Source organism: Pseudomonas sp. C32 (assembly GCF_030417915.1).
Classification (GTDB): Bacteria; Pseudomonadota; Gammaproteobacteria; order Pseudomonadales; family Pseudomonadaceae; genus Aquipseudomonas.
Genome location: NZ_JAUHUK010000011.1, coordinates 103,664 through 124,935 on the forward strand (window position 1 = coordinate 103,664; position 21,272 = coordinate 124,935).

18 protein-coding genes and 1 other RNA gene are annotated in these 21,272 nt (G+C 60.2%); 18 read left to right on the forward strand and 1 reads right to left on the reverse strand.

Annotated features, from left to right (window positions below; all coding sequences use genetic code 11):
- Window positions 1-131 precede the first annotated feature (131 nt).
- The 18 genes from rsmI to lpxC all read left to right on the forward strand — a co-directional run bounded on the left by rsmI (window position 132) and on the right by lpxC (window position 19,628).
- Window positions 132-1,037 (forward strand): 16S rRNA (cytidine(1402)-2'-O)-methyltransferase, encoded by a 906-nt coding sequence (gene rsmI / locus QYH43_RS14545; protein WP_177408775.1) that lies wholly within the window; start codon window positions 132-134, stop codon window positions 1,035-1,037.
- 75 nt (window positions 1,038-1,112) lie between these two features.
- Window positions 1,113-1,466: RNase P RNA component class A (gene rnpB / locus QYH43_RS14550), an RNA gene on the forward strand.
- Window positions 1,467-1,821: 355 nt separating this feature from the next.
- Complete coding sequence (gene mraZ, locus QYH43_RS14555; protein WP_007917012.1) at window positions 1,822-2,277, forward strand: division/cell wall cluster transcriptional repressor MraZ; 456 nt, start codon at window positions 1,822-1,824, stop codon at window positions 2,275-2,277.
- Between the two features lie 2 nt (window positions 2,278-2,279).
- Window positions 2,280-3,221: a 16S rRNA (cytosine(1402)-N(4))-methyltransferase RsmH gene (rsmH, locus tag QYH43_RS14560; RefSeq protein WP_095057130.1), complete on the forward strand. Its 942-nt coding sequence runs from the start codon at window positions 2,280-2,282 to the stop codon at window positions 3,219-3,221.
- Window positions 3,218-3,511: a cell division protein FtsL gene (gene ftsL, locus QYH43_RS14565; RefSeq protein ID WP_095056963.1), complete on the forward strand. Its 294-nt coding sequence runs from the start codon at window positions 3,218-3,220 to the stop codon at window positions 3,509-3,511. The genes rsmH and ftsL overlap by 4 nt, the downstream gene beginning before the upstream one ends.
- Entirely contained in the window at window positions 3,511-5,250 is a 1,740-nt protein-coding gene (locus QYH43_RS14570) for a penicillin-binding protein 2 (protein ID WP_177408779.1), read from the forward strand. Before ftsL ends, QYH43_RS14570 begins: the two co-directional genes overlap by 1 nt.
- Window positions 5,250-6,713: a UDP-N-acetylmuramoyl-L-alanyl-D-glutamate--2,6-diaminopimelate ligase gene (locus QYH43_RS14575; RefSeq protein ID WP_301157260.1), complete on the forward strand. Its 1,464-nt coding sequence runs from the start codon at window positions 5,250-5,252 to the stop codon at window positions 6,711-6,713. Before QYH43_RS14570 ends, QYH43_RS14575 begins: the two co-directional genes overlap by 1 nt.
- The gene (gene murF, locus QYH43_RS14580) at window positions 6,706-8,073 is read left to right on the forward strand and encodes a UDP-N-acetylmuramoyl-tripeptide--D-alanyl-D-alanine ligase (protein WP_301157261.1); all 1,368 of its coding nucleotides are present in this window, start codon (window positions 6,706-6,708) and stop codon (window positions 8,071-8,073) included. The genes QYH43_RS14575 and murF overlap by 8 nt, the downstream gene beginning before the upstream one ends.
- Complete coding sequence (gene mraY, locus QYH43_RS14585) at window positions 8,073-9,155, forward strand: phospho-N-acetylmuramoyl-pentapeptide-transferase (RefSeq protein WP_090286123.1); 1,083 nt, start codon at window positions 8,073-8,075, stop codon at window positions 9,153-9,155. Before murF ends, mraY begins: the two co-directional genes overlap by 1 nt.
- A 6-nt stretch (window positions 9,156-9,161) precedes the next feature.
- Complete coding sequence (murD, locus tag QYH43_RS14590; protein WP_095056967.1) at window positions 9,162-10,508, forward strand: UDP-N-acetylmuramoyl-L-alanine--D-glutamate ligase; 1,347 nt, start codon at window positions 9,162-9,164, stop codon at window positions 10,506-10,508.
- Window positions 10,509-10,510: 2 nt separating this feature from the next.
- Complete coding sequence (gene ftsW / locus QYH43_RS14595) at window positions 10,511-11,722, forward strand: putative lipid II flippase FtsW (protein ID WP_177408780.1); 1,212 nt, start codon at window positions 10,511-10,513, stop codon at window positions 11,720-11,722.
- Entirely contained in the window at window positions 11,712-12,782 is a 1,071-nt protein-coding gene (gene murG / locus QYH43_RS14600) for an undecaprenyldiphospho-muramoylpentapeptide beta-N-acetylglucosaminyltransferase (RefSeq protein WP_095152878.1), read from the forward strand. Before ftsW ends, murG begins: the two co-directional genes overlap by 11 nt.
- Complete coding sequence (murC, locus tag QYH43_RS14605; RefSeq protein WP_095056970.1) at window positions 12,775-14,235, forward strand: UDP-N-acetylmuramate--L-alanine ligase; 1,461 nt, start codon at window positions 12,775-12,777, stop codon at window positions 14,233-14,235. The genes murG and murC overlap by 8 nt, the downstream gene beginning before the upstream one ends.
- The gene (locus tag QYH43_RS14610; RefSeq protein WP_095056971.1) at window positions 14,232-15,188 is read left to right on the forward strand and encodes a D-alanine--D-alanine ligase; all 957 of its coding nucleotides are present in this window, start codon (window positions 14,232-14,234) and stop codon (window positions 15,186-15,188) included. Before murC ends, QYH43_RS14610 begins: the two co-directional genes overlap by 4 nt.
- Before the next feature lie 4 nt (window positions 15,189-15,192).
- Window positions 15,193-16,062, forward strand: coding sequence for a cell division protein FtsQ/DivIB (locus tag QYH43_RS14615; protein ID WP_301157262.1), 870 nt, complete (start codon window positions 15,193-15,195; stop codon window positions 16,060-16,062).
- 15 nt (window positions 16,063-16,077) lie between these two features.
- On the forward strand, window positions 16,078-17,337 hold the full coding sequence (gene ftsA, locus QYH43_RS14620; protein WP_095056973.1) for a cell division protein FtsA: 1,260 nt from the start codon (window positions 16,078-16,080) through the stop codon (window positions 17,335-17,337).
- Window positions 17,338-17,410: 73 nt separating this feature from the next.
- Entirely contained in the window at window positions 17,411-18,604 is a 1,194-nt protein-coding gene (ftsZ, locus tag QYH43_RS14625) for a cell division protein FtsZ (protein ID WP_095056974.1), read from the forward strand.
- A gap of 112 nt (window positions 18,605-18,716) precedes the next feature.
- Complete coding sequence (gene lpxC / locus QYH43_RS14630) at window positions 18,717-19,628, forward strand: UDP-3-O-acyl-N-acetylglucosamine deacetylase (protein WP_053154975.1); 912 nt, start codon at window positions 18,717-18,719, stop codon at window positions 19,626-19,628.
- Between the two features lie 85 nt (window positions 19,629-19,713).
- On the opposite strand, the gene QYH43_RS14635 is transcribed toward lpxC, so the two are convergent.
- Window positions 19,714-21,216: a sensor domain-containing diguanylate cyclase gene (locus QYH43_RS14635; protein ID WP_301157263.1), complete on the reverse strand. Its 1,503-nt coding sequence runs from the start codon at window positions 21,214-21,216 to the stop codon at window positions 19,714-19,716.
- Window positions 21,217-21,272 lie beyond the last annotated feature (56 nt).

A 21,272-nucleotide genomic window follows, 5' to 3' on the forward strand; every position in this document is an offset into this window, starting at 1 on the left:
AATTAGCGTGGAATTGTACCCAAGCACTGGCCGGGGCGCGATGTTACTGGCGTGAATCAATCAATTTAGCTGCTGTAAATGTAGCGGCAGTGCACAAACGGTCGCAAAAGCCATGGTCGCTACGCGCTACAATGGCGACTTTTACCGATCATGAGGTGTGCGCTTTGACTGCTCCAGGTGCTTTGAATTCCGCTGCTGGCTCGCTTTACGTGGTGGCGACGCCCATCGGCAACCTGGATGACATCAGTGCGCGGGCGCTGAAAATCCTGCGCGAGGTGGCATTGATTGCCGCCGAAGACACCCGTCACTCTCAGCGCCTGATGCAACATTTCGGTATCTCGACGCCGCTGGCGGCCTGTCATGAGCATAACGAACGAGAAGAAGGTAGTCGCTTTATTACCCGTCTGCTCGCCGGCGATAATGTGGCATTGATTTCCGATGCCGGGACGCCGCTGATTTCCGACCCCGGCTACCACTTGGTACGCCAGGCGCGTGCGGCGGGCATCAATGTAGTGCCGGTGCCGGGGGCCTGCGCCTTGATTGCCGCGTTGTCGGCGGCGGGGCTGCCATCCGATCGCTTCATCTTCGAGGGTTTCCTGCCGGCCAAGGCGGTGGGTCGACGGGCGCGACTGGAGCTCGTCAAGGAAGAGCCGCGCACGCTGATCTTCTATGAAGCGCCACATCGCATTCTCGAGTGCTTGCAGGACATGGAGCTGGTATTCGGTGCTGAGCGCCCGGCATTGCTGGGGCGTGAACTGACCAAGACCTTCGAAACCCTCAAGGGCTTGCCGTTGGGCGAGTTGCGTGAGTTCGTCGAGTCGGACAGCAATCAGCAGCGGGGTGAATGTGTGGTGTTGGTGGCGGGCTGGACGGCGCCCGAGTCGGAAGACTCGGTGAGCAGTGAAGCGATGCGCATCCTCAATCTGTTGCTCGAAGAAATGCCGCTCAAGCGCGCGGCGGCTTTGGCAGCGCAAATTACCGGCGAGCGCAAGAATGTTCTGTATCAAGTCGCGCTGGATAAGCAGAAGGGTGAGTAAAACCCGACGCACAGGCGTGGTTAAAGGTGTTTAGCGCTTGTTCTTCGGGCGCTCTGCCGTTAACCTTCGCGGCGGAGAGTCGATCGGACAGTCGCTGCCCTCTATGAAAATTAGGGGGGGGAGGAAAGTCCGGGCTCCATAGGGCGAAGTGCCAGGTAATGCCTGGGAGGCGTGAGCCTACGGAAAGTGCCACAGAAAATAACCGCCTAAGCGCTTCGGCGCCGGTAAGGGTGAAAAGGTGCGGTAAGAGCGCACCGCACGACTGGCAACAGTTCGTGGCTAGGTAAACCCCACTTGGAGCAAGACCAAATAGGGTCCCAAGGCGTGGCCCGCGCTGGGACCGGGTAGGTTGCTAAAGATGTCCAGTGATGGCCATCGTAGACGAATGACTGTTCAAGACAGAACCCGGCTTACAGATCGACTCTCCACCTTTTTTCTCCCTCTGCTTAAATCAATGAGCAGAGTGTCGGTGATGGCAATTCCCCTCCTTTCACAATCGTCCGCAGAACCTCATTCGTAATACCAAAAAAATCTTACTCTTAATAAATTACTTTAACTTCCGAACGCAGCCTCCTGTGCTGATTCAAGTTATTGGGCCAATTCATCTGCCAGATTTTCGTTACCCCTCCTTTTATGCTCCTAAATCTCAGTTCTGTAAGGCTTTTCCTTTGATCCGCGCCTTGACGGTGTGGTGGGCGCATTCCTATAGTGTGCGCAAGTGGCGGAAAGTGGCATGAAGTGGGTTTTTTGAACTCAAAACGCTAGAATTTGGAGAAACGCTGACGTGTTTCGTGGAGCCAACGCTATCAGTCTCGATGCAAAGGGCCGTCTCGCTATGCCGAGCCGGTACCGTGACGAGCTCGATTCGCGTAGTTCCGGTCAGTTGATCGTCACGATTGATGCCGTTGATCCATGTTTGTGTGTTTACCCACTCGACGAGTGGGAAATTATTGAAACCAAACTGCGCGCACTGCCTTCGCTTCGCGAAGAGAACCGCCGCCTGCAACGCTTACTGATTGGTAATGCCGTCGACCTCGAGCTCGATGGCAGTGGTCGTTTTCTGGTTCCGCCGCGTCTTCGTGAATATGCCAAGTTGGATAAGCGCGCGATGTTGGTAGGCCAACTGAACAAGTTCCAATTGTGGGACGAGGATGCCTGGAATGCGGTTTCTGCTGCTGACCTGGCTGCTATTCAACAACCGGGCGCTATGCCTGATGAACTGCGTGATTTGATCCTGTGACTATTGATAGCGGCTTTAACCACATCACCGTACTGCTTGACGAAGCCGTCGAGGCTCTCGCCGTACGCCCTGATGGCTGCTATCTGGATGGCACGTTCGGGCGCGGCGGGCACAGTCGGTTGATCCTCAGCCAGCTCGGCGCCGAGGGTCGGTTGCTCGGATTCGATAAAGATCCTCAAGCGATTGCCACCGGGCAGACGCTAGCGGCCGAAGACGGCCGCTTTGTCGTTGTACAGCGCAGTTTTGCCGAGCTCGGTGCCGAAGTCGCTGCGCGTGGGTTGCATGGCAAGGTCAGCGGTATTCTGCTCGACCTCGGCGTGTCTTCCCCGCAACTCGACGATCCTGAACGCGGCTTCAGTTTCCTGAATGACGGCCCGCTGGACATGCGCATGGACCCGTCCCGCGGGATCAGCGCCGCCGAATTCGTCAACACCGCACCGGCGGAAGAAATTGCCCGGGTGTTCAAGGAGTACGGCGAAGAGCGTTTCTCCGGTCGCATGGCTCGAGCCGTGGCCGAGCGTCGCGACATCAAACCGTTCGAGCGCACCGCTGATCTGGCGGAAGTCCTGAAAGTCGCCAACCCGGCATGGGAAAAAGGCAAGAACCCGGCCACCCGCGCCTTCCAGGGTTTGCGTATTCACGTCAACAACGAACTGGGTGATCTGGAAACCGGCCTCGAAGCCGCGCTGGATTGCCTGGAAGTGGGCGGGCGCCTGGTGGTCATCAGCTTCCACTCGCTGGAAGACCGCATCGTCAAACTGTTCATGCGCAAACTGGTGAAAGGCGAAGCCGACAACCTGCCGCGCAACCTGCCGGTTCGACACGTAGCGTTCGAACCCAAAATCAAAGTCCATGGCAAAGCGCAGACGGCCTCCGACGCCGAACTCAAAGCCAACCCACGTTCCCGTAGCGCTGTCATGCGTGTGGCGGAGAAGCTGCGGTGAGTAAGCTTTTCGCCAAGCCACTGCCCGGCGGAAGCTTTTTCATGCTGCTGCTGTTTATCGGCGTGCTCGTGTCGGCCATCGGTGTGTCTTACAGCGCTCACTGGAATCGCCAGTTGCTGAACTCGCTGTACGGCGAGTTGAGCGTGCGTGACAAGGCGCAGGCCGAATGGGGCCGGTTGATTCTTGAGCAGAGCACCTGGACGGCCCACAGTCGTATCGAAGTGCTGGCCACCGAACAACTGAAAATGCGCATTCCTGGCGCCGCCGAAGTGCAGATGGTGGCGCCATGATGAAACTCGAAGGCGCGCTCTTCCCGTGGCGGTTCCGTCTGGTACTGGGCTTGCTCGGCGTCATGGTGGCGGCGATTGCCTGGCGCATTATCGATTTGCAAGTGGTCGACCGTGCCTTCCTTAAAGGTCAGGGCGATGCGCGAAGTGTTCGTCATATTCCCATTCCGGCTCACCGTGGTCTGATCACCGACCGTAACGGCGAGCCTTTGGCCGTGAGTACACCGGTCACCACCCTGTGGGCCAATGCCAAGGAAATGCAGACGGCCAAAGAGAAGTGGCCGGCACTGGCATCTGCCTTGGGGCAGGACCCGAAAGCCCTGGCCGAACGTCTTGAAGCCCAGGCCAACAAAGAATTCATTTATCTGGTGCGCGGGCTGACGCCTGAGCAGGGTCAGGCTGTGCTTGATCTGAAAGTGCCGGGCGTTTATGGCATCGAAGAGTTCCGCCGTTTCTACCCGGCCGGTGAAGTCACCGCCCATATGGTCGGATTCACCGACATTGACGATCACGGTCGTGAAGGGGTCGAACTGGCCTATGAAGAATGGCTGGCCGGGGTCCCCGGCAAACGTCAGGTCATCAAGGACCGGCGCGGCCGGTTGATCAAGGATGTCCAGGTCACCAAAAACGCCAAGGCCGGTAAGCCCTTGGCGTTGTCCATTGACCTGCGTCTGCAATACCTGGCCAACCGCGAACTGCGCAACGCGATCATCGAGAACGGTGCCAAGGCCGGCAGCCTGGTGATCATGGACGTCAAGACCGGCGAGATCCTCGCCATGGTCAACCAGCCGACTTACAACCCCAACAACCGCCGCAACCTGCAACCGGCGATGATGCGCAACCGCGCGATGATCGACGTGTTCGAGCCGGGTTCGACCATGAAGGCGATCTCCATGAGCGCCGCGATCGAAAGCGGGCGCTGGAAGCCGACCGATACGGTTGAAGTTTATCCGGGCACTTTGCAGTTGGGTAAATACACCATTCGCGACGTATCGAAGACCGAAGGTCCGGTGCTCGACCTGACCGGCATTCTGATCAACTCCAGTAACGTCGGCATGAGTAAGATCGCCTTCGACATTGGCGGCGAAACCATTTACCGCCTGGCGCAGAAAGTCGGCCTCGGCCAGGACACCGGCCTGGGCTTCCCGGGTGAGCGCGTCGGCAACCTGCCGAACTACCGTGAGTGGCGCAAGGCGGAGACCGCCACGCTGTCTTATGGCTACGGTATTTCCGTGACGGCGATCCAGTTGGTCCATGCCTTCTCGGCCTTGGCCAACAACGGCCGTCTCGCACCACTGACACTGATCAAGACCGACAAAGCCCCGCAAACCACTCAGGTACTGCCGGAACACGTCGCGAAAACCATGCAGACCATGCTGCAACAAGTGATCGAAGCACCGCGTGGTGTATTCCGTGCGCAAGTGCCGGCCTATCACGTGGGCGGCAAGTCCGGTACGGCGCGTAAAACGTCGGTCGGCACCAAAGGCTACGCCGAGAATTCCTATCGCTCGCTGTTCGCCGGTTTCGGCCCGATGAGCGATCCGCGTTACGCCATCGTGGTGGTGATCGATGAACCGACCAAGGCCGGTTACTACGGTGGTCTGGTATCGGCGCCGGTGTTCAGCCGTGTGATGTCCGGCACCCTGCGCCTGATGAACGTCACGCCGGACAACCTGCCACCGACTCAACAAGCGAACGCAACGCCGGTCGTTCCACCGAAAGCCAATGGAGGGCGCGGCTGATGTCTTTAAGTCTGAACAAGATTTTCCCCCACGCCGGTCACGATCTGTTGATCCGTGAATTGGCGCTGGACAGCCGCAACGTACGCGCAGGGGACCTGTTCCTCGCGGTGCCGGGCGGCAAATTCGATGGTCGTGCACACATCGCCGATGCGCTTGCGCGCGGTGCGGCTGCGGTGGCTTATGAAGTGGAAGGCGCCACGGTGCTGCCGATCACTGAGGTGCCGCTGATTCCGGTCAAAGGTCTGGCGGCTCAGCTGTCGGACATCGCCGGGCGATTCTATGGTGAGCCAAGCCATCACCTGAACATGGTTGGCGTGACCGGCACCAACGGCAAGACCAGCGTCACTAACTTGGTCGCCCAGGCGCTGGACCTGCTCGGCCAGCACTGCGGCCTCGTCGGCACGCTGGGCTCCGGTTTTTACGGTGCCTTGGAAAGCGGTCTGCACACCACGCCGAATCCGATTGCCGTGCAAGCGACCCTGGCTGACCTGAAAAAGGCCGGCGCCAAAGCCGTCGCCATGGAAGTCTCCTCCCATGGTCTGGACCAGGGGCGCGTGACTGCCCTGGCGTTCGACGTGGCCGTGATGACCAACCTGTCTCGCGATCACCTGGATTACCACGGCACCATGCAGGCCTACGGCGAAGCCAAGGCCAAGCTGTTTACCTGGAACGATTTGAAATGCCGGGTGGTTAACCTGGATGACGAATTCGGTCGGCAACTCGCCGCTGACAAGCGTGAGTCGCGGTTGATCACCTATAGCCTCGAAGACTCCAGCGCCTACCTCTATTGCCGGACAGCGCAGTTTGACGACGAAGGCGTGCGTGCCACGCTGGTCACGCCTCAAGGTGAGCATCTGTTGCGCAGCGCCTTGCTGGGTCGCTTCAACCTGAGCAATGTGCTCGCGGCGGTTGGCGCGTTGCTCGGCCTGGATTACGCGCTGGACGAAATTCTCAAGGTGTTGCCGAAACTCGAAGGCCCGGCCGGGCGCATGCAGCGCCTGGGCGGCGGTTCGCAGCCGTTGGTGGTGGTCGATTACGCCCACACGCCGGATGCGCTGGAGAAAGTGTTGCTGGCCCTGCGCCCTCATGCCAAGGGCCGGCTGCTGTGCCTGTTCGGTTGCGGCGGCGACCGTGATCGCGGCAAGCGTCCGCTGATGGCCGAAGTGGTCGAGCGTCTGGCCGATGGCGTACTCGTCACCGATGACAATCCGCGTACTGAAGACCCTGCAGTGATTTTCGACGACATCCGTGCCGGTTTCACCGCTGTGGATAAAGTGACGTTCGTGGCTGGTCGTGGCCAGGCAATTGCGCAGTTGATCGCTGGCGCTTCGGCGGATGACGTGATCGTGCTGGCCGGCAAAGGTCACGAGGACTATCAGGAAATCAACGGCGAGCGTCACGCTTTCTCCGATCTGGTCGAGGCCGATCATGCCCTGAGCGCGTGGGAGGTGGCCCATGCTTAAGGCCCTGAAATTGAGCGAGCTGACCGGCGCGCTGAATGCTCGCCTGGTCGGTAGCGATGCCAGCTTCGACGGCGTCAGCATCGACAGCCGTGCGATCAAGCCGGGTCAGCTGTTCATCGCGCTGACCGGCCCTCGCTTCGACGGTCATGACTATCTGAATGATGTCGCGGCCAAAGGCGCCGTGGCGGCATTGGTCGAGCGCGAAGTCGCCGACAGCACGCTGCCACAATTGCTGGTCGGGGACACCCGTGAGGCTTTGGGGCATCTCGGTGCGTTGAACCGCGCCGCGTTCACCCAGCCCGTCGCCGCCGTGACCGGTTCCAGCGGCAAGACCACGGTCAAGGAAATGCTGGCCAGCATCCTGCGTACGCGCGGTGCGGTACTGGCGACCCGTGGCAATCTGAACAACGACCTCGGCGTTCCGCTGACCCTGCTCGAGCTGGCGCCGGAGCACACCGCTGCCGTGATCGAACTGGGCGCTTCGCGCCTGGGCGAAATTGCCTACACCGTCGGCATGACCAAGCCGCACGTGGCCATTCTCAACAACGCCGGCACTGCCCATGTTGGCGAGTTCGGCGGTCCGGAAAAAATCGTCGAAGCCAAGGGCGAGATTATTGAAGGGCTGGATGCCGATGGCGTCGCCGTTCTCAATCTCGACGACAAGGCGTTTGGTATCTGGAAGGCGCGCGCCGGTGATCGCAAAGTGCTGACATTCGCGTTGAGCAATGTCAGCGCCGATTTCTACGCCAGTGATCTGGCCACGGATGCTCGCGGTTGCCCGTCATTCAACCTGCACAGCCCAGAAGGTGTGGAGCGTGTTCAACTGAACCTGCTCGGCACCCATAACGTCGCCAACGCCATGGCCGCCGCCGCCGCTGCCCATGCGTTGGGTGTATCGCTGTTCGGCATCGCCACCGGCCTTGGCGCGGTGCAACCGGTCAAGGGGCGAACCGTCGCGCAACTGGCCACCAATGGCATGCGCGTGATCGATGACACTTACAACGCGAACCCCACCTCGATGTGCGCCGCCGTTGATATACTCGCCGGCTTTTCCGGCCGCACCGTTCTGGTGCTCGGGGATATCGGCGAGTTGGGCGACTGGGCGGAGCAGGGGCACCGCGACGTGGGCGAGTACGCCCGTGGCAAGGTTTCTGCGCTGTACGCGGTCGGACCAATGATGGTTCACGCCGTCAACGCTTTCGGTCCACAGGCTTTTCACTTCAGCACTCAGGCTGAACTGATCAAGGCCCTGGGCGCCGAGCAAGATACAAACACCACCATTTTGATCAAGGGCTCGCGCAGCGCCGCGATGGAAAACATCGTTGCCGCTTTGTGCGGGACCAGCCTGGAGAAACATTAATGCTGCTGCTGCTAGCGGAGTATCTGCAACAGTTCTACAAAGGCTTCGCGGTCTTTCAGTACCTGACCCTGCGCGGGATTCTCGGTGTACTGACCGCGCTGGTTTTGTCGCTGTGCTATGGCCCGTGGATGATCCGCACTTTGCAGAACCGTCAGATCGGCCAGTCCGTTCGTAACGATGGCCCGCAATCGCACCTGTCGAAGTCGGGCACCCCGACCATGGGTGGCGCGCTGATCCTGTCGTCCATCGGTGTCAGCACCCTGCTGTGGGCAGACCTGAGCAACCGCTACGTCTGGGTTGTGTTGCTGGTGACCTTGCTGTTCGGCGCCATCGGCTGGGTCGATGACTATCGCAAGGTGATCGAGAAGAATTCCCGCGGCCTTCCGAGCCGCTGGAAGTATTTCTGGCAATCGGTGTTCGGCCTGGGCGCTGCGATCTTCCTTTATATGACCGCCTCCACGCCGGTTGAAACCACCCTGATCCTGCCGATGCTCAAGGACTACAGCATTCCGTTGGGTGCCGGTTTTATCGTCCTGACCTATTTCGTGATTGTCGGCTCGAGCAACGCGGTCAACCTGACCGACGGCCTCGACGGTCTGGCGATCATGCCGACCGTGATGGTCGGCGGTGGCCTGGGTATTTTCTGCTACCTGTCGGGTAACGTGAAATTCGCCGAATACCTGTTGATTCCTTATGTGCCGGGCGCGGGCGAGCTGATCGTGTTCTGCGGCGCACTGATTGGTGCGGGCCTGGGTTTCCTCTGGTTCAACACCTACCCGGCGCAAGTCTTCATGGGTGACGTTGGCGCACTGGCGCTGGGCGCGGCCCTGGGCACCATCGCCGTGATCGTCCGTCAGGAAATCGTCCTGTTCATCATGGGCGGCGTGTTCGTGATGGAGACCCTGTCAGTCGTCATTCAGGTTGCCTCCTTTAAGCTGACCGGTCGCCGTGTGTTCCGCATGGCACCGATTCACCACCACTTTGAACTCAAGGGCTGGCCTGAGCCGCGTGTGATCGTCCGTTTCTGGATCATCACCGTGATTCTCGTGCTGGTTGGCCTTGCCACCCTGAAGCTGAGGTAGAAACTCGTGTCTCTGATCGCTTCTGACCACTTCCGCATCGTTGTCGGCCTCGGCAAGAGCGGCATGTCCCTGGTTCGCTTCCTGGCGAACCGGGGCGTGGCGTTTGCCGTGGCCGATACGCGGGAAAATCCACCGGAACTGGCCACGCTCAAGCGTGACTACCCGCATGTGGAAGTGCGTTGTGGCGAGCTGGACGTCGAATTCCTGTGCCGTGCCGACGAGCTCTACGTGAGCCCCGGTCTGGCGCTGGCGACCCCGGCCCTGCAGGCTGCCGCTGCCCGTGGCGTGAAATTGTCCGGTGACATCGAGCTGTTCGCGCGTCACGCGAAGGCGCCGATCGTGGCCATCAGCGGTTCCAATGCGAAAAGCACCGTGACCACCCTGGTCGGCGAGATGGCGGCTGCGGCCGGCAAGCGTGTCGCCGTGGGTGGCAACCTCGGTACGCCGGCGCTGGACTTGCTCAGCGACGACATCGAGTTGTACGTGATGGAACTGTCGAGTTTCCAACTGGAAACCACCGATCAGCTCAACGCCGAAGTGGCGACCGTGCTCAACGTCAGCGAAGACCACATGGACCGCTACAGCGGTCTGCCGGCCTATCACCTGGCCAAGCACCGGATCTTCCGTGGAGCCAAACAGTTCGTGGTCAACCGTCAGGATGCGCTGAGCCGTCCGCTGATGGGCGAGGGCCAGCCGTGCTGGACCTTCGGCTTGAGCAAACCCGATTTCAAGGCTTTCGGCATTCGCGAAGAAGACGGCGAGAAGTACCTGGCCTTCGAATTCCAGAACCTGATGCCGGTGCGCGAATTGAAGATTCGCGGTGCCCATAACCAGTCCAATGCGTTGGCAGCCCTGGCCCTGGGTCATGCGGTCGGCCTGCCGTTCGATGCCATGTTATCGAGCCTGCGCACGTTCGCCGGCCTTGAGCATCGCTGCCAGTGGGTCCGTGACCTCGATGGCGTGAGTTATTACAACGATTCCAAAGCCACCAACGTTGGCGCCGCACTGGCAGCCATCGAAGGCCTGGGCGCGGACATCGACGGCAAGCTCGTGCTGATCGCCGGTGGCGATGGCAAGGGTGCCGAGTTCAAGGACCTGCGAGATCCGGTGGCGGCCAACTGCCGAGCCGTAATCCTGATGGGCCGCGACTCTGACAAGATCGGCGAGGCCATTGGCGATGGCGTACCGCTGATCCGTGTCGGTTCGCTGGCCGAAGCTGTCGAGCAATGCCGCGCCGTTGCCCTGCCGGGCGATGCCGTGCTGCTGTCGCCGGCCTGCGCCAGTTTTGACATGTTCAAAAATTACGAAGACCGTGGTCACCAGTTCGTCCGTGCAGTGGAGGATCTGGCATGAGCCTGAAAAACATCATCAAGCCGTATCCATCGCCGCTCATCACCGGACGTGGCATCGACCTCGATTTTCCGATGCTGGCCGGTTGCCTGACGTTACTCGGCCTGGGTCTGATCATGATCGCTTCGGCCTCCACCGAAGTGGGCGCGGTGCAATCAGGCAGTGCCCTGTATTACATGATGCGTCACCTTATTTATGTGGTGCTGGGCCTGGGTGCCTGCATTGTCACCATGATGATTCCGCTCGCCACCTGGCAACGCCTGGGTTGGCTGATGCTGCTGGGCGCGTTCGGTCTGCTGGTGATGGTGATCATTCCGGGGATCGGCCGTGAAGTGAACGGTTCGATGCGCTGGATCGGTTTCAGCTTCTTCAACGTTCAGCCATCCGAGATCGCCAAGGTGTTTGTGGTGATCTACCTCGCGGGCTATCTGGTGCGTCGCCAGAAAGAGGTGCGTGAAAGCTGGATGGGCTTCTTCAAGCCGTTCATCGTACTGCTGCCGATGGCAGGTCTGCTGCTGATGGAACCGGACTTTGGTGCCACCGTCGTGATGATGGGGGCGGCGGCGGCGATGCTGTTCCTTGGCGGCGTCGGGCTGTTCCGTTTCTCCCTGATGGTGGTGCTGGCCGTCGGCGCGGTGGTGGCGTTGATTCAAATGCAGCCGTATCGAATGGCGCGTCTGACCAACTTTGCCGACCCGTGGGCTGACCAGTTCGGCGCGGGCTATCAGTTGTCACAAGCACTGATCGCGTTTGGTCGCGGTGAGTGGCTGGGCGTGGGCCTGGGTAACAGCGTGCAGAAACAGTTCTACTTGCCGGAAGCCCACACCGACTTCGTGTTCTCGGTCCTGGCCGAAGAGCTGGGCGCCGTAGGTTCGCTGTGCACTGTCGCGTTGTTCGTGTTTGTCTGTATTCGTGGCATGTACATCGGCTTGTGGGCCGAGAAGGCCAAACAGTTCTTCGCGGCCTATGTGGCCTACGGTTTGTCGTTCCTGTGGATTGGTCAGTTCCTGATCAACATCGGTGTGAACGTCGGCCTGCTTCCGACTAAAGGCCTGACGCTGCCGTTCCTCAGTTATGGCGGTAGTTCGTTGGTGATCTGCTGTGCCTGTCTCGGCTTGTTGCTGCGCATTGAGTGGGAGAGTCGAACCCACCTGGGCAGTGAAGAGATGGAGTTCCATGAGAGCGACTTCGCCGAGGAGCCGAACCATGGGCGCTAACGTCTTGATCATGGCGGGCGGCACCGGTGGCCACGTGTTCCCGGCGCTGGCCTGTGCCCGCGAGTTCCAGGCGCGCGGTTACACCGTGCATTGGCTGGGCACACCGCGCGGCATTGAAAACGACTTGGTCCCGGCGGCCGGTATCGAGCTGCATCGGATCAACGCCAGTGGCTTGCGTGGCAAGGGCAAGTTGTCCCTGCTCAAGGCACCGTTCATGTTGCTGAAGTCGGTCTGGCAGGCGCGGGCGATCATTCGCCAGCTGAAGCCGGCCTGCGTGGTGGGTTTTGGCGGTTATGTGACCGGACCTGGAGGCGTTGCGGCCAAATTGACCGGCGTACCGGTGATCGTTCACGAGCAGAACGCCGTGGCCGGTACCGCCAATCGGTTGCTGGTGCCGTTGGCCGCTCGAGTCTGTGAAGCGTTCCCCGACACCTTTACCCTGTCGAACAGCCGTCGAACCACCGGTAACCCGGTGCGCACCGAGCTGTTCCTCGAAACACCGCGACCTGCCCTGGCCGGTCGCAAGGCGCGTTTGCTGATCCTGGGCGGAAGCCTTGGCGCAGAGCCGTTGAACAAGTTGCTGCCTGAAGCCCTGTCGCAAGTCGCCGTCGACTTGCGCCCGGACGTGTTCCATCAGGCCGGCAAAAACCACGATGAAGTGACCGCAGAGCGCTATCGCGCGGCTGGCGTCGAGGCGCAGGTGCAGCCCTTCATCAAAGACATGGCCCACGCCTATGGCTGGGCCGACCTGGTGGTCTGTCGCGCAGGCGCGCTGACCATCAGTGAACTGGCTGCTGCCGGTCTGCCCTCGATGCTGGTGCCTTTGCCCCATGCGATCGACGATCACCAGACCCGCAACGCCGATTATTTGGCCCGTGAAGGCGCAGCCTTCCTGATGCCGCAAAGAACGACTGGCGCAGCGGATCTTGCCGCTCGCCTGACAGAGGTCTTGATGCAACCACAACGACTCAACGATATGGCGACCGCGGCCCGCCGCCTGGCCAAACCCGATGCCACGCGCAACGTGGTCGATACCTGCCTGGAGGTGGCCCATGGTTGAGAATCAGAAAGCCATGCCGCAACCGGAAATGCGCCGCATCCGTCGCATCCACTTCGTCGGTATCGGCGGTGTGGGCATGTGCGGGATTGCTGAAGTGTTGTTGAACCTGGGCTATGAAGTGTCCGGTTCCGACTTGAAGGCTTCGCCGGTGACCGAGCGTCTGGAATCGTTCGGCGCACAAATCTTCATCGGCCACCGTGCCGAGAACGCTGCCTCCGCCGATGTGCTAGTGGTGTCGAGCGCCGTGAACACGTCCAACCCGGAAGTCGCCACCGCGCTGGAGCGCCGTATTCCGGTGGTGCCGCGTGCAGAAATGCTGGCTGAGCTGATGCGCTATCGCCACGGCATCGCCGTCGCCGGTACCCATGGCAAAACCACCACCACCAGCCTGATCGCTTCGGTGTTCGCTGCCGGTGGTCTGGACCCGACGTTCGTCATCGGTGGCCGTTTGAATGCCGCGGGCACCAATGCCCAGCTTGGCACCAGCCGCTACCTGATCGCCGAAGCCGACGAAAGCGATGCCAGCTTCCTGCACTTGCAGCCGCTGGTGGCTGTGGTCACCAACATCGACGCTGATCACATGGCGACCTACGGCGGCGACTTCAACAAACTGAAGAAAACCTTCGTCGAGTTCCTCCACAACCTGCCGTTCTACGGTCTGGCCGTGATGTGCCTGGACGATCCGGTGGTGCGTGAAATCCTGCCGCAGGTCAAGCGTCCGACCGTGACCTATGGCTTCGGCGACGACTGCGACGTGCGTGCGATCAATGTGCGCCAGCAAGGCATGCAAACCTTTTTCACCGTGCTGCGTCCGGACCGCGAACCGCTGGATGTTTCGGTGAACATGCCGGGCAACCACAACGTGCTCAATGCACTGGCAACCATCTGCATCGCCACGGATGAGGGTGTCAGCGATGAAGCCATTGTCCAGGGCCTGTCCGGGTTCCAGGGCGTCGGCCGACGCTTCCAGGTCTACGGCGAACTGCCGGTGGATGGCGGTAGCGTGATGCTGGTCGACGACTACGGTCACCACCCGACCGAGGTCGCCGCCGTGATCAAGGCCGTGCGCGGTGGCTGGCCGGAGCGCCGCCTGGTGATGATTTACCAGCCGCACCGCTACAGCCGCACCCGCGACCTGTACGACGATTTCGTCAATGTGCTGGCCGATGCCAACGTGCTGCTGTTGATGGAAGTCTACCCGGCGGGTGAAGAACCGATTCCGGGTGCCGACAGCCGCAAGCTGTGCAACAGCATCCGCCAGCGCGGCCAGCTCGACCCGATCTACATCGAACGCGGTGTCGACCTCGCGCCTGTGGTCAAGCCGTTGCTGCGTGCCGGTGACATCCTGCTGTGCCAGGGCGCCGGTGATATCGGCGGTCTTGCACCGAAATTGTTGAAAAGTGAGCTGTTTGCCGGTGCCGTTGCCGCACCGGTTGAGGGGAAGTTGAAATGACTGTTGCCTACGCCAATCTCGTCTCCACCGTTGCGCCGAAAGACTTCGGCCGTGTCGCCGTGCTGTTCGGTGGCAAGAGTGCCGAGCGCGAAGTGTCCCTGAAGTCCGGCAACGCTGTGCTCGACGCGCTGCAAAGCGCCGGTGTGGACGCGTTCGGCCTCGACGTGGGCGATGACCTGCTGCAGCGTCTGCTGAGCGAAAAAATCGACCGTGCTTTCATCATTCTCCACGGTCGTGGCGGTGAAGACGGCAGCATGCAGGGCCTGCTCGAATGCCTGGGCATTCCGTACACCGGCAGCGGCATCCTCGCTTCGGCACTGGCCATGGACAAGCTGCGCACCAAGCAGGTCTGGCACAGCCTGGGCATTCCGACGCCACGTCACGCGGTACTGACCAGCGAAGCCGATTGTATTTCGGCGGCGACGGAACTGGGCTTCCCTTTGATCGTCAAACCGGCCCATGAAGGTTCAAGTATCGGGATGGCCAAAGTGAGTTCCGCGTCCGAGTTGATCGACGCATGGAAAGCGGCCAGTACCTACGATTCGCAAGTGTTGGTCGAGCAATGGATTCAAGGTCCGGAGTTCACCATCGCCACCCTGCGTGACCAGGTGTTGCCTCCAATTGCCCTGGGCACGACGCACAGTTTCTACGACTACGACGCCAAGTACATCGCCAACGATACCCAGTACCGCATTCCGTGCGGGCTGGACAGCGCCAAGGAAAAGGAACTCATGGACCTCACGGCGAAAGCCTGCGAGGCGCTGGGTATCGCCGGTTGGGGCAGGGCAGACGTGATGCAGGACGCCGACGGGCAGTTCTGGTTCCTGGAAGTCAACACCGCACCGGGCATGACCGATCACAGCCTGGTGCCGATGGCGGCCCGTGCTGCCGGTCTGGATTTTCAGCAATTGGTTCTGGCCATTCTGGCAGCCAGTGTTGAGGTAAGAGGTTAAGACCATGCAAGGCGCTCAGCTCAGACATCAGCCTACCGCACCGACCGGCCGCAAGCCGGTGCCGCGGGGTGCCAGCCGTATGGTGGCCAAAGAGCCGATGTCTGCGCGCCTGCCGAAAGCCAACTTTGGTTTTCTCAAAGCGTTGTTCTGGCCATTGCTGTTGGTCGCGCTGGGGTATGGCACCTACGAAGGCGCGCAGCGATTGCTGCCTTACGCCGACCGGCCGATCACCAGGATCAACGTGCAGGGCGACTTGAGTTACATCAGCCAGCAAGCGGTGCAGCAGCGGATCGCGCCATTCGTGGCGTCGAGCTTCTTCACCATCGACCTGGCGAGCATGCGCACCGAGCTGGAAACGATGCCGTGGATTGCCCACGCCGAAGTGCGTCGGGTGTGGCCGGATCAAGTGGTGATCCGCCTGGAAGAACAACTGCCGGTTGCCCGTTGGGGCGATGAGTCGCTGTTGAACAACCAGGGCCAGGCCTTCACCCCGCGCGAGCTGGCGAACTATGAACACCTGCCACAGCTGTTCGGCCCACAGCGGGCTCAGCAGCAAGTGATGCAGCAATACCAAGTGCTGAGCCAGATGCTCAGACCCATGGGTTTCTCGATTGCACGCCTGGAGCTGCGCGAACGCGGCAGCTGGTTCCTGACCACCGGCCCTGGCAGCGCGGGCCCTGGAATCGAACTGCTGCTGGGGCGCGGCAAGCTGGTGGAAAAGATGCGCCGCTTCATTGCCATCTATGACAAGACGCTTAAAGAACAGATTACGAACATTGCGCGCATCGATCTGCGCTACGCCAACGGCCTTGCTGTTGGCTGGCGGGAACCGGTAGCGCCCACGGCAGCCCAACCCGCTGTCGCGAAGAATTAAGAAGAGGCAGGACCCATGGCAAACGTGCAAAGCGGCAAAATGATCGTCGGTCTCGATATCGGCACCTCCAAGGTGGTGGCGCTGGTAGGCGAGGTCGCGGACGACGGCACGCTGGAAATCGTCGGGATCGGCACCCATCCGTCCCGCGGCCTGAAAAAAGGCGTGGTAGTGAACATCGAGTCCACTGTGCAATCGATCCAGCGCGCGATCGAAGAAGCACAGCTGATGGCGGGTTGCCGCATTCACTCGGCATTCGTCGGCGTGGCCGGCAATCACATCCGCAGCCTGAACTCCCACGGCATCGTGGCGATTCGTGATCGCGAAGTCAGCTCCGCCGACCTTGAGCGCGTGCTCGACGCCGCCCAGGCCGTGGCGATCCCGGCTGACCAGCGTGTGCTGCACACCCTGCCACAGGATTACGTGATCGATAACCAGGAAGGCGTTCGTGAGCCACTGGGCATGTCCGGCGTGCGTCTGGAAGCCAAGGTTCACGTGGTCACCTGCGCCGTCAACGCTGCGCAAAACATTGAAAAATGTGTGCGTCGCTGCGGTCTGGAAATTGACGACATCATTCTTGAGCAACTCGCTTCGGCGTACTCGGTACTGACCGACGACGAGAAAGAGCTGGGCGTGTGCCTGGTGGACATCGGTGGCGGTACCACCGACATCGCGATCTTCACCGAAGGTGCGATCCGTCACACCGCCGTGATCCCGATTGCGGGCGATCAGGTGACCAACGACATCGCCATGGCGTTGCGCACTCCGACCCAGTACGCCGAAGAAATCAAGATTCGCTATGCCTGCGCCCTGGCCAAACTGGCCGGTGCCGGTGAAACCATCAAGGTGCCAAGCGTTGGCGACCGTCCTCCGCGCGAACTGTCCCGCCAGGCCCTGGCCGAAGTGGTTGAGCCGCGTTACGACGAACTGTTCACCCTGATCCAGGCCGAGCTGCGTCGCAGCGGCTACGAAGACCTGATCCCGGCCGGCATCGTGCTGACCGGCGGTACCGCGAAGATGGAAGGCGCCACTGAACTGGCCGAGGAAATCTTCCACATGCCGGTGCGCCTGGGCGTGCCTCATGGCGTCAAGGGCCTGGATGACGTGGTCCGCAACCCGATTTATTCCACAGGCGTTGGCCTGTTGATGTACGGCCTGCAGAAACAGTCCGACGGCATTTCGTTCTCGGGCATCGGCAGCCGCGACAGCTACAGCAACGAAGACCCACAGGCGCCGCTGCTGGACCGCCTGAAGAAGTGGGTCCAGGGCAATTTTTAAAGCTTTACCGCAACACCGTAATACCGAAGCACGCAGTAGGCGAAAAAACTAGAGAAATGAAAGGAGAGGGAAAATGTTCGAACTCGTAGACAACATCCCCGCAAGCCCGGTAATCAAAGTTATCGGTGTCGGCGGTGGCGGCGGCAACGCTGTCAACCATATGGTCAAGAGCAACATTGAAGGCGTCGAATTCATCTGCGCCAACACTGATGCCCAGGCGCTGAAAAGCATCAGCGCGCGGACCATCCTGCAACTGGGTACCGGCGTGACCAAAGGTCTGGGTGCCGGTGCCAACCCTGAAGTAGGTCGTCAGGCCGCTCTCGAAGACCGTGAGCGCATTGCCGAAGTCCTGCAGGGCACCAACATGGTGTTCATCACCACGGGCATGGGCGGAGGTACCGGTACCGGTGCTGCGCCGATCATTGCCGAAGTGGCCAAGGAAATGGGGATCCTCACCGTTGCGGTCGTGACCCGTCCGTTCCCGTTCGAAGGCCGCAAGCGTATGCAGCTGGCCGACGAAGGTATCCGTCTGCTGTCTGAAAGCGTCGACTCGTTGATCACCATTCCCAACGAGAAGCTGCTGACCATCCTCGGTAAGGACGCCAGCCTGCTGTCGGCTTTCGCCAAGGCGGACGATGTACTGGCCGGTGCCGTTCGCGGTATCTCCGACATCATCAAGCGTCCGGGTATGATCAACGTCGACTTTGCCGACGTTCGTACCGTGATGAGCGAAATGGGCATGGCGATGATGGGCACTGGCTGCGCCAGCGGTCCGAACCGTGCACGCGAAGCCACCGAAGCGGCCATTCGCAACCCGTTGCTCGAAGACGTGAACCTGCAAGGCGCTCGCGGCATCCTGGTGAACATCACCGCCGGTCCTGACCTGTCCCTGGGTGAGTACTCCGACGTGGGTAGCATCATCGAGGCGTTCGCATCCGAGCACGCGATGGTCAAGGTCGGTACCGTTATCGATCCGGACATGCGCGACGAGCTGCACGTGACTGTCGTTGCCACCGGTCTTGGCGCTAAAATCGAGAAGCCTGTGAAGGTCATCGACAATACCGTTCACACTTCGATGGCTCCACAGCCACAACAACAGGCCCCTGTTCGTCAGGAAGCTCCAGCGGTGAATTACCGTGACCTGGACCGTCCGACCGTCATGCGCAACCAGGCTCAGGCCGGTGCTGCGACTGCCGCGAAGATGAATCCACAAGATGATCTGGATTACCTGGACATCCCGGCATTCCTGCGTCGTCAGGCCGATTGATGAAATGTATCAGGGCTATGAAGGTGATTGGTGTTCAGCAAAGGCATGGTCTGCTATCATCGCCAGCCTTTGTTGATACCAGTTCGCAATTTGCGCTGAAGCGGCCCAAGCCATGATTAAACAACGCACACTGAAAAATATTATCCGTGCCACAGGTGTAGGTCTGCACTCCGGGGAGAAGGTATACCTGACCCTCAAGCCTGCGCCGATCGACACCGGCATCGTCTTTCGCCGTAACGACCTCGATCCAGTGGTCGAGATCCCGGCGCGTGCGGCCAATGTCGGCGAGACAACCATGTCGACGACGCTGGTCAACGGTGACGTAAAAGTGGACACGGTGGAGCACTTGCTCTCGGCCATGGCTGGCCTGGGCATCGATAACGCCTACGTCGAGCTCTCCGCGTCCGAAGTTCCGATCATGGATGGCAGCGCTGGACCCTTCGTATTTCTGATTCAGTCGGCAGGCCTGGAAGAACAGGACGCCGCCAAGAAATTCATCCGCATCCTGCGTGAAGTGACAGTGGAAGATGGCGACAAGCGCGCCACTTTCGTCCCTTTCGAAGGTTTCAAGGTGAGCTTCGAGATCGACTTCGATCACCCGGTTTTCCGTGACCGCACCCAAAGTGCAAGCGTGGATTTTTCCAGCACTTCGTTCGTTAAAGAAGTCAGCCGCGCCCGTACCTTTGGTTTCATGAGTGACATCGAGTACCTGCGCAAGCACAACCTCGCACTCGGCGGCAGTGTTGAAAACGCAATTGTGGTTGACGCTGATGGCGTACTGAACGAAGACGGCCTTCGCTATGAAGACGAATTCGTGAAGCACAAGATCCTCGACGCAATTGGTGACCTCTACCTGCTGGGCAATAGCCTGATTGGAGAGTTCAAGGGCTTCAAGTCCGGCCACGCACTGAACAACCAGCTGCTGCGCAAGTTGATTGAGCAGACAGATGCCTGGGAAGTCGTGACGTTCGAAGACGCCAGCACCGCACCAATTTCTTACATGCGCCCTGTTGCGGCCGTGTAAGTAAAAAACCTCTCTAGTTTTTTAAGGGCTACCTTCGGGTGGCCTTTTTTTATGTCTGCATGAATCAGAAGATCCAGCGATCTTTTCAGCTGGCGCACACCACCCGATTCCGCCCGCCTTCCTTGGCCTGATACAGCGCCTTGTCCGCGCTGAACAGCAACTGCTCCAGGCTGATCTCGCTGGCCGATGTGCAGGTGGCGATACCGATGCTGACCGTCATCGGTGATTGAGGGGCGCCTGCCACTGGCATGTTCTGGACCGCTTCCCGGATCTGTTCGGCGATCTGCCGTGCACCTTCACTGTCGGTTTCAGCCAGGATCACCGAAAACTCCTCGCCACCGTAGCGGGCCACCAGGTCCGTCGGGCGGTGGACATGGGTGCGGATAACATCGGCCAACTCCCGCAATGCCTCGTCACCAGCCTGATGGCCATGCTGATCATTGAAAGCCTTGAAGTGATCGGCATCGATCATCAGCAACGACAAGGGCTTGCCGGAACGTTGTGCGCGAAACCATTCATGGCTCAGCGCATGATCGAGGGTTCGACGGTTGGCAACGCCGGTCAGGGCATCGGTGGCGGCCAATTGCGCCAGATCCTGCTCGGCCTGGTGCCGCAAGCGCAGTTCGCGGCAAAGCAACCAGGTCAGCCACAAGAGGCCAATGCACAGGACACCGGTTGCGCCGCTGATCACCCATGCCGTGCGCTTCCAGGTGGCGAACACTTCATCGAGGGACAGTGCGACGATGACGGTCAACGGCAGATTACCGACCCGGGAAAAGGTGTACAGGCGCCGTTGGAAATCGACGCTCGACACGCTGTTGAAGTTGCCATTGCGCGCTTGCAATATCCTGACGACATTGGGGTTGCTGGCGAAACTCTTGCCGATCAAGTTTTCTTTCAGGTAAGGCTTCTGCGCCAGGAGAATGCCATCGTCATTGATGATGGCCAGTGCACTGCCGGTACCGATGTCCAGACTGTTGAAGAGTTGATCGAAATAGCTCATGCGCATCGAGGCCACCGCAACACCCAGAAACTCACCCGTGGGCGAGGCAATGCGTCGGCTGAAACTGATGCGCCATTCATCTTTTTCTTCACATTCGCAGCGGGGTTTGAACGGTCGGCTGATGAACATGCCGGTGTCGTGGTTGAAGGCATGGGCTAGGAAATAGTCGCGATCGGCGAAATTGGCCGGTTTGGGCTCGATCAACGACGAGTCGGCCAATACCTCGCCATGCTTGTCCAGCAACAGGATGTCGCCTTTGTAACGCGCGGTGGTGGAGCGGTCGAACAGCACCAGATGGCGAATCTGCGCAGACACCTGTTTCAGATCGTCCCGTTGCGCGGCCGCGATCAGTCCTTGCAGTGTCAGATCGTAAAGCTCCACCGTGCGCAGCACATCGGCGTCGATCAGTTGCGCAATGGTCGTGGCGCTGCGGGTAGCAGCCTGCTGGGCGTTGGTGTGTTCGCGAATCAGCAGGAACGTGACAATGCACAGGATTGCGATAACCGTCAGGGAGCTGCCGAGGATCACCATGATCTCCGGTCGACCGGTATTGCCTGAAACATGCGGGAGGCGGTTTGCGGTCATAGGGCGGGTATCTGTTGGAGGGACTGTGTAAGCGTAGTTCCATTAGCGTAATAACT

Coding starts and splice junctions, on each gene's coding strand:
- rsmI (WP_177408775.1), top strand. CDS start 132: ATGGCGACTTTTACCGATCATGAGGTGTGCGCTTTGACTGCTCCAGGT.
- QYH43_RS14570 (WP_177408779.1), top strand. CDS start 3,511: ATGAAACTCGAAGGCGCGCTCTTCCCGTGGCGGTTCCGTCTGGTACTG.
- QYH43_RS14575 (WP_301157260.1), top strand. CDS start 5,250: ATGTCTTTAAGTCTGAACAAGATTTTCCCCCACGCCGGTCACGATCTG.
- murF (WP_301157261.1), top strand. CDS start 6,706: ATGCTTAAGGCCCTGAAATTGAGCGAGCTGACCGGCGCGCTGAATGCT.
- mraY (WP_090286123.1), top strand. CDS start 8,073: ATGCTGCTGCTGCTAGCGGAGTATCTGCAACAGTTCTACAAAGGCTTC.
- murG (WP_095152878.1), top strand. CDS start 11,712: ATGGGCGCTAACGTCTTGATCATGGCGGGCGGCACCGGTGGCCACGTG.
- murC (WP_095056970.1), top strand. CDS start 12,775: ATGGTTGAGAATCAGAAAGCCATGCCGCAACCGGAAATGCGCCGCATC.
- QYH43_RS14610 (WP_095056971.1), top strand. CDS start 14,232: ATGACTGTTGCCTACGCCAATCTCGTCTCCACCGTTGCGCCGAAAGAC.
- QYH43_RS14615 (WP_301157262.1), top strand. CDS start 15,193: ATGCAAGGCGCTCAGCTCAGACATCAGCCTACCGCACCGACCGGCCGC.
- ftsA (WP_095056973.1), top strand. CDS start 16,078: ATGGCAAACGTGCAAAGCGGCAAAATGATCGTCGGTCTCGATATCGGC.
- ftsZ (WP_095056974.1), top strand. CDS start 17,411: ATGTTCGAACTCGTAGACAACATCCCCGCAAGCCCGGTAATCAAAGTT.
- lpxC (WP_053154975.1), top strand. CDS start 18,717: ATGATTAAACAACGCACACTGAAAAATATTATCCGTGCCACAGGTGTA.
- QYH43_RS14635 (WP_301157263.1), bottom strand. CDS start 21,216: ATGACCGCAAACCGCCTCCCGCATGTTTCAGGCAATACCGGTCGACCG.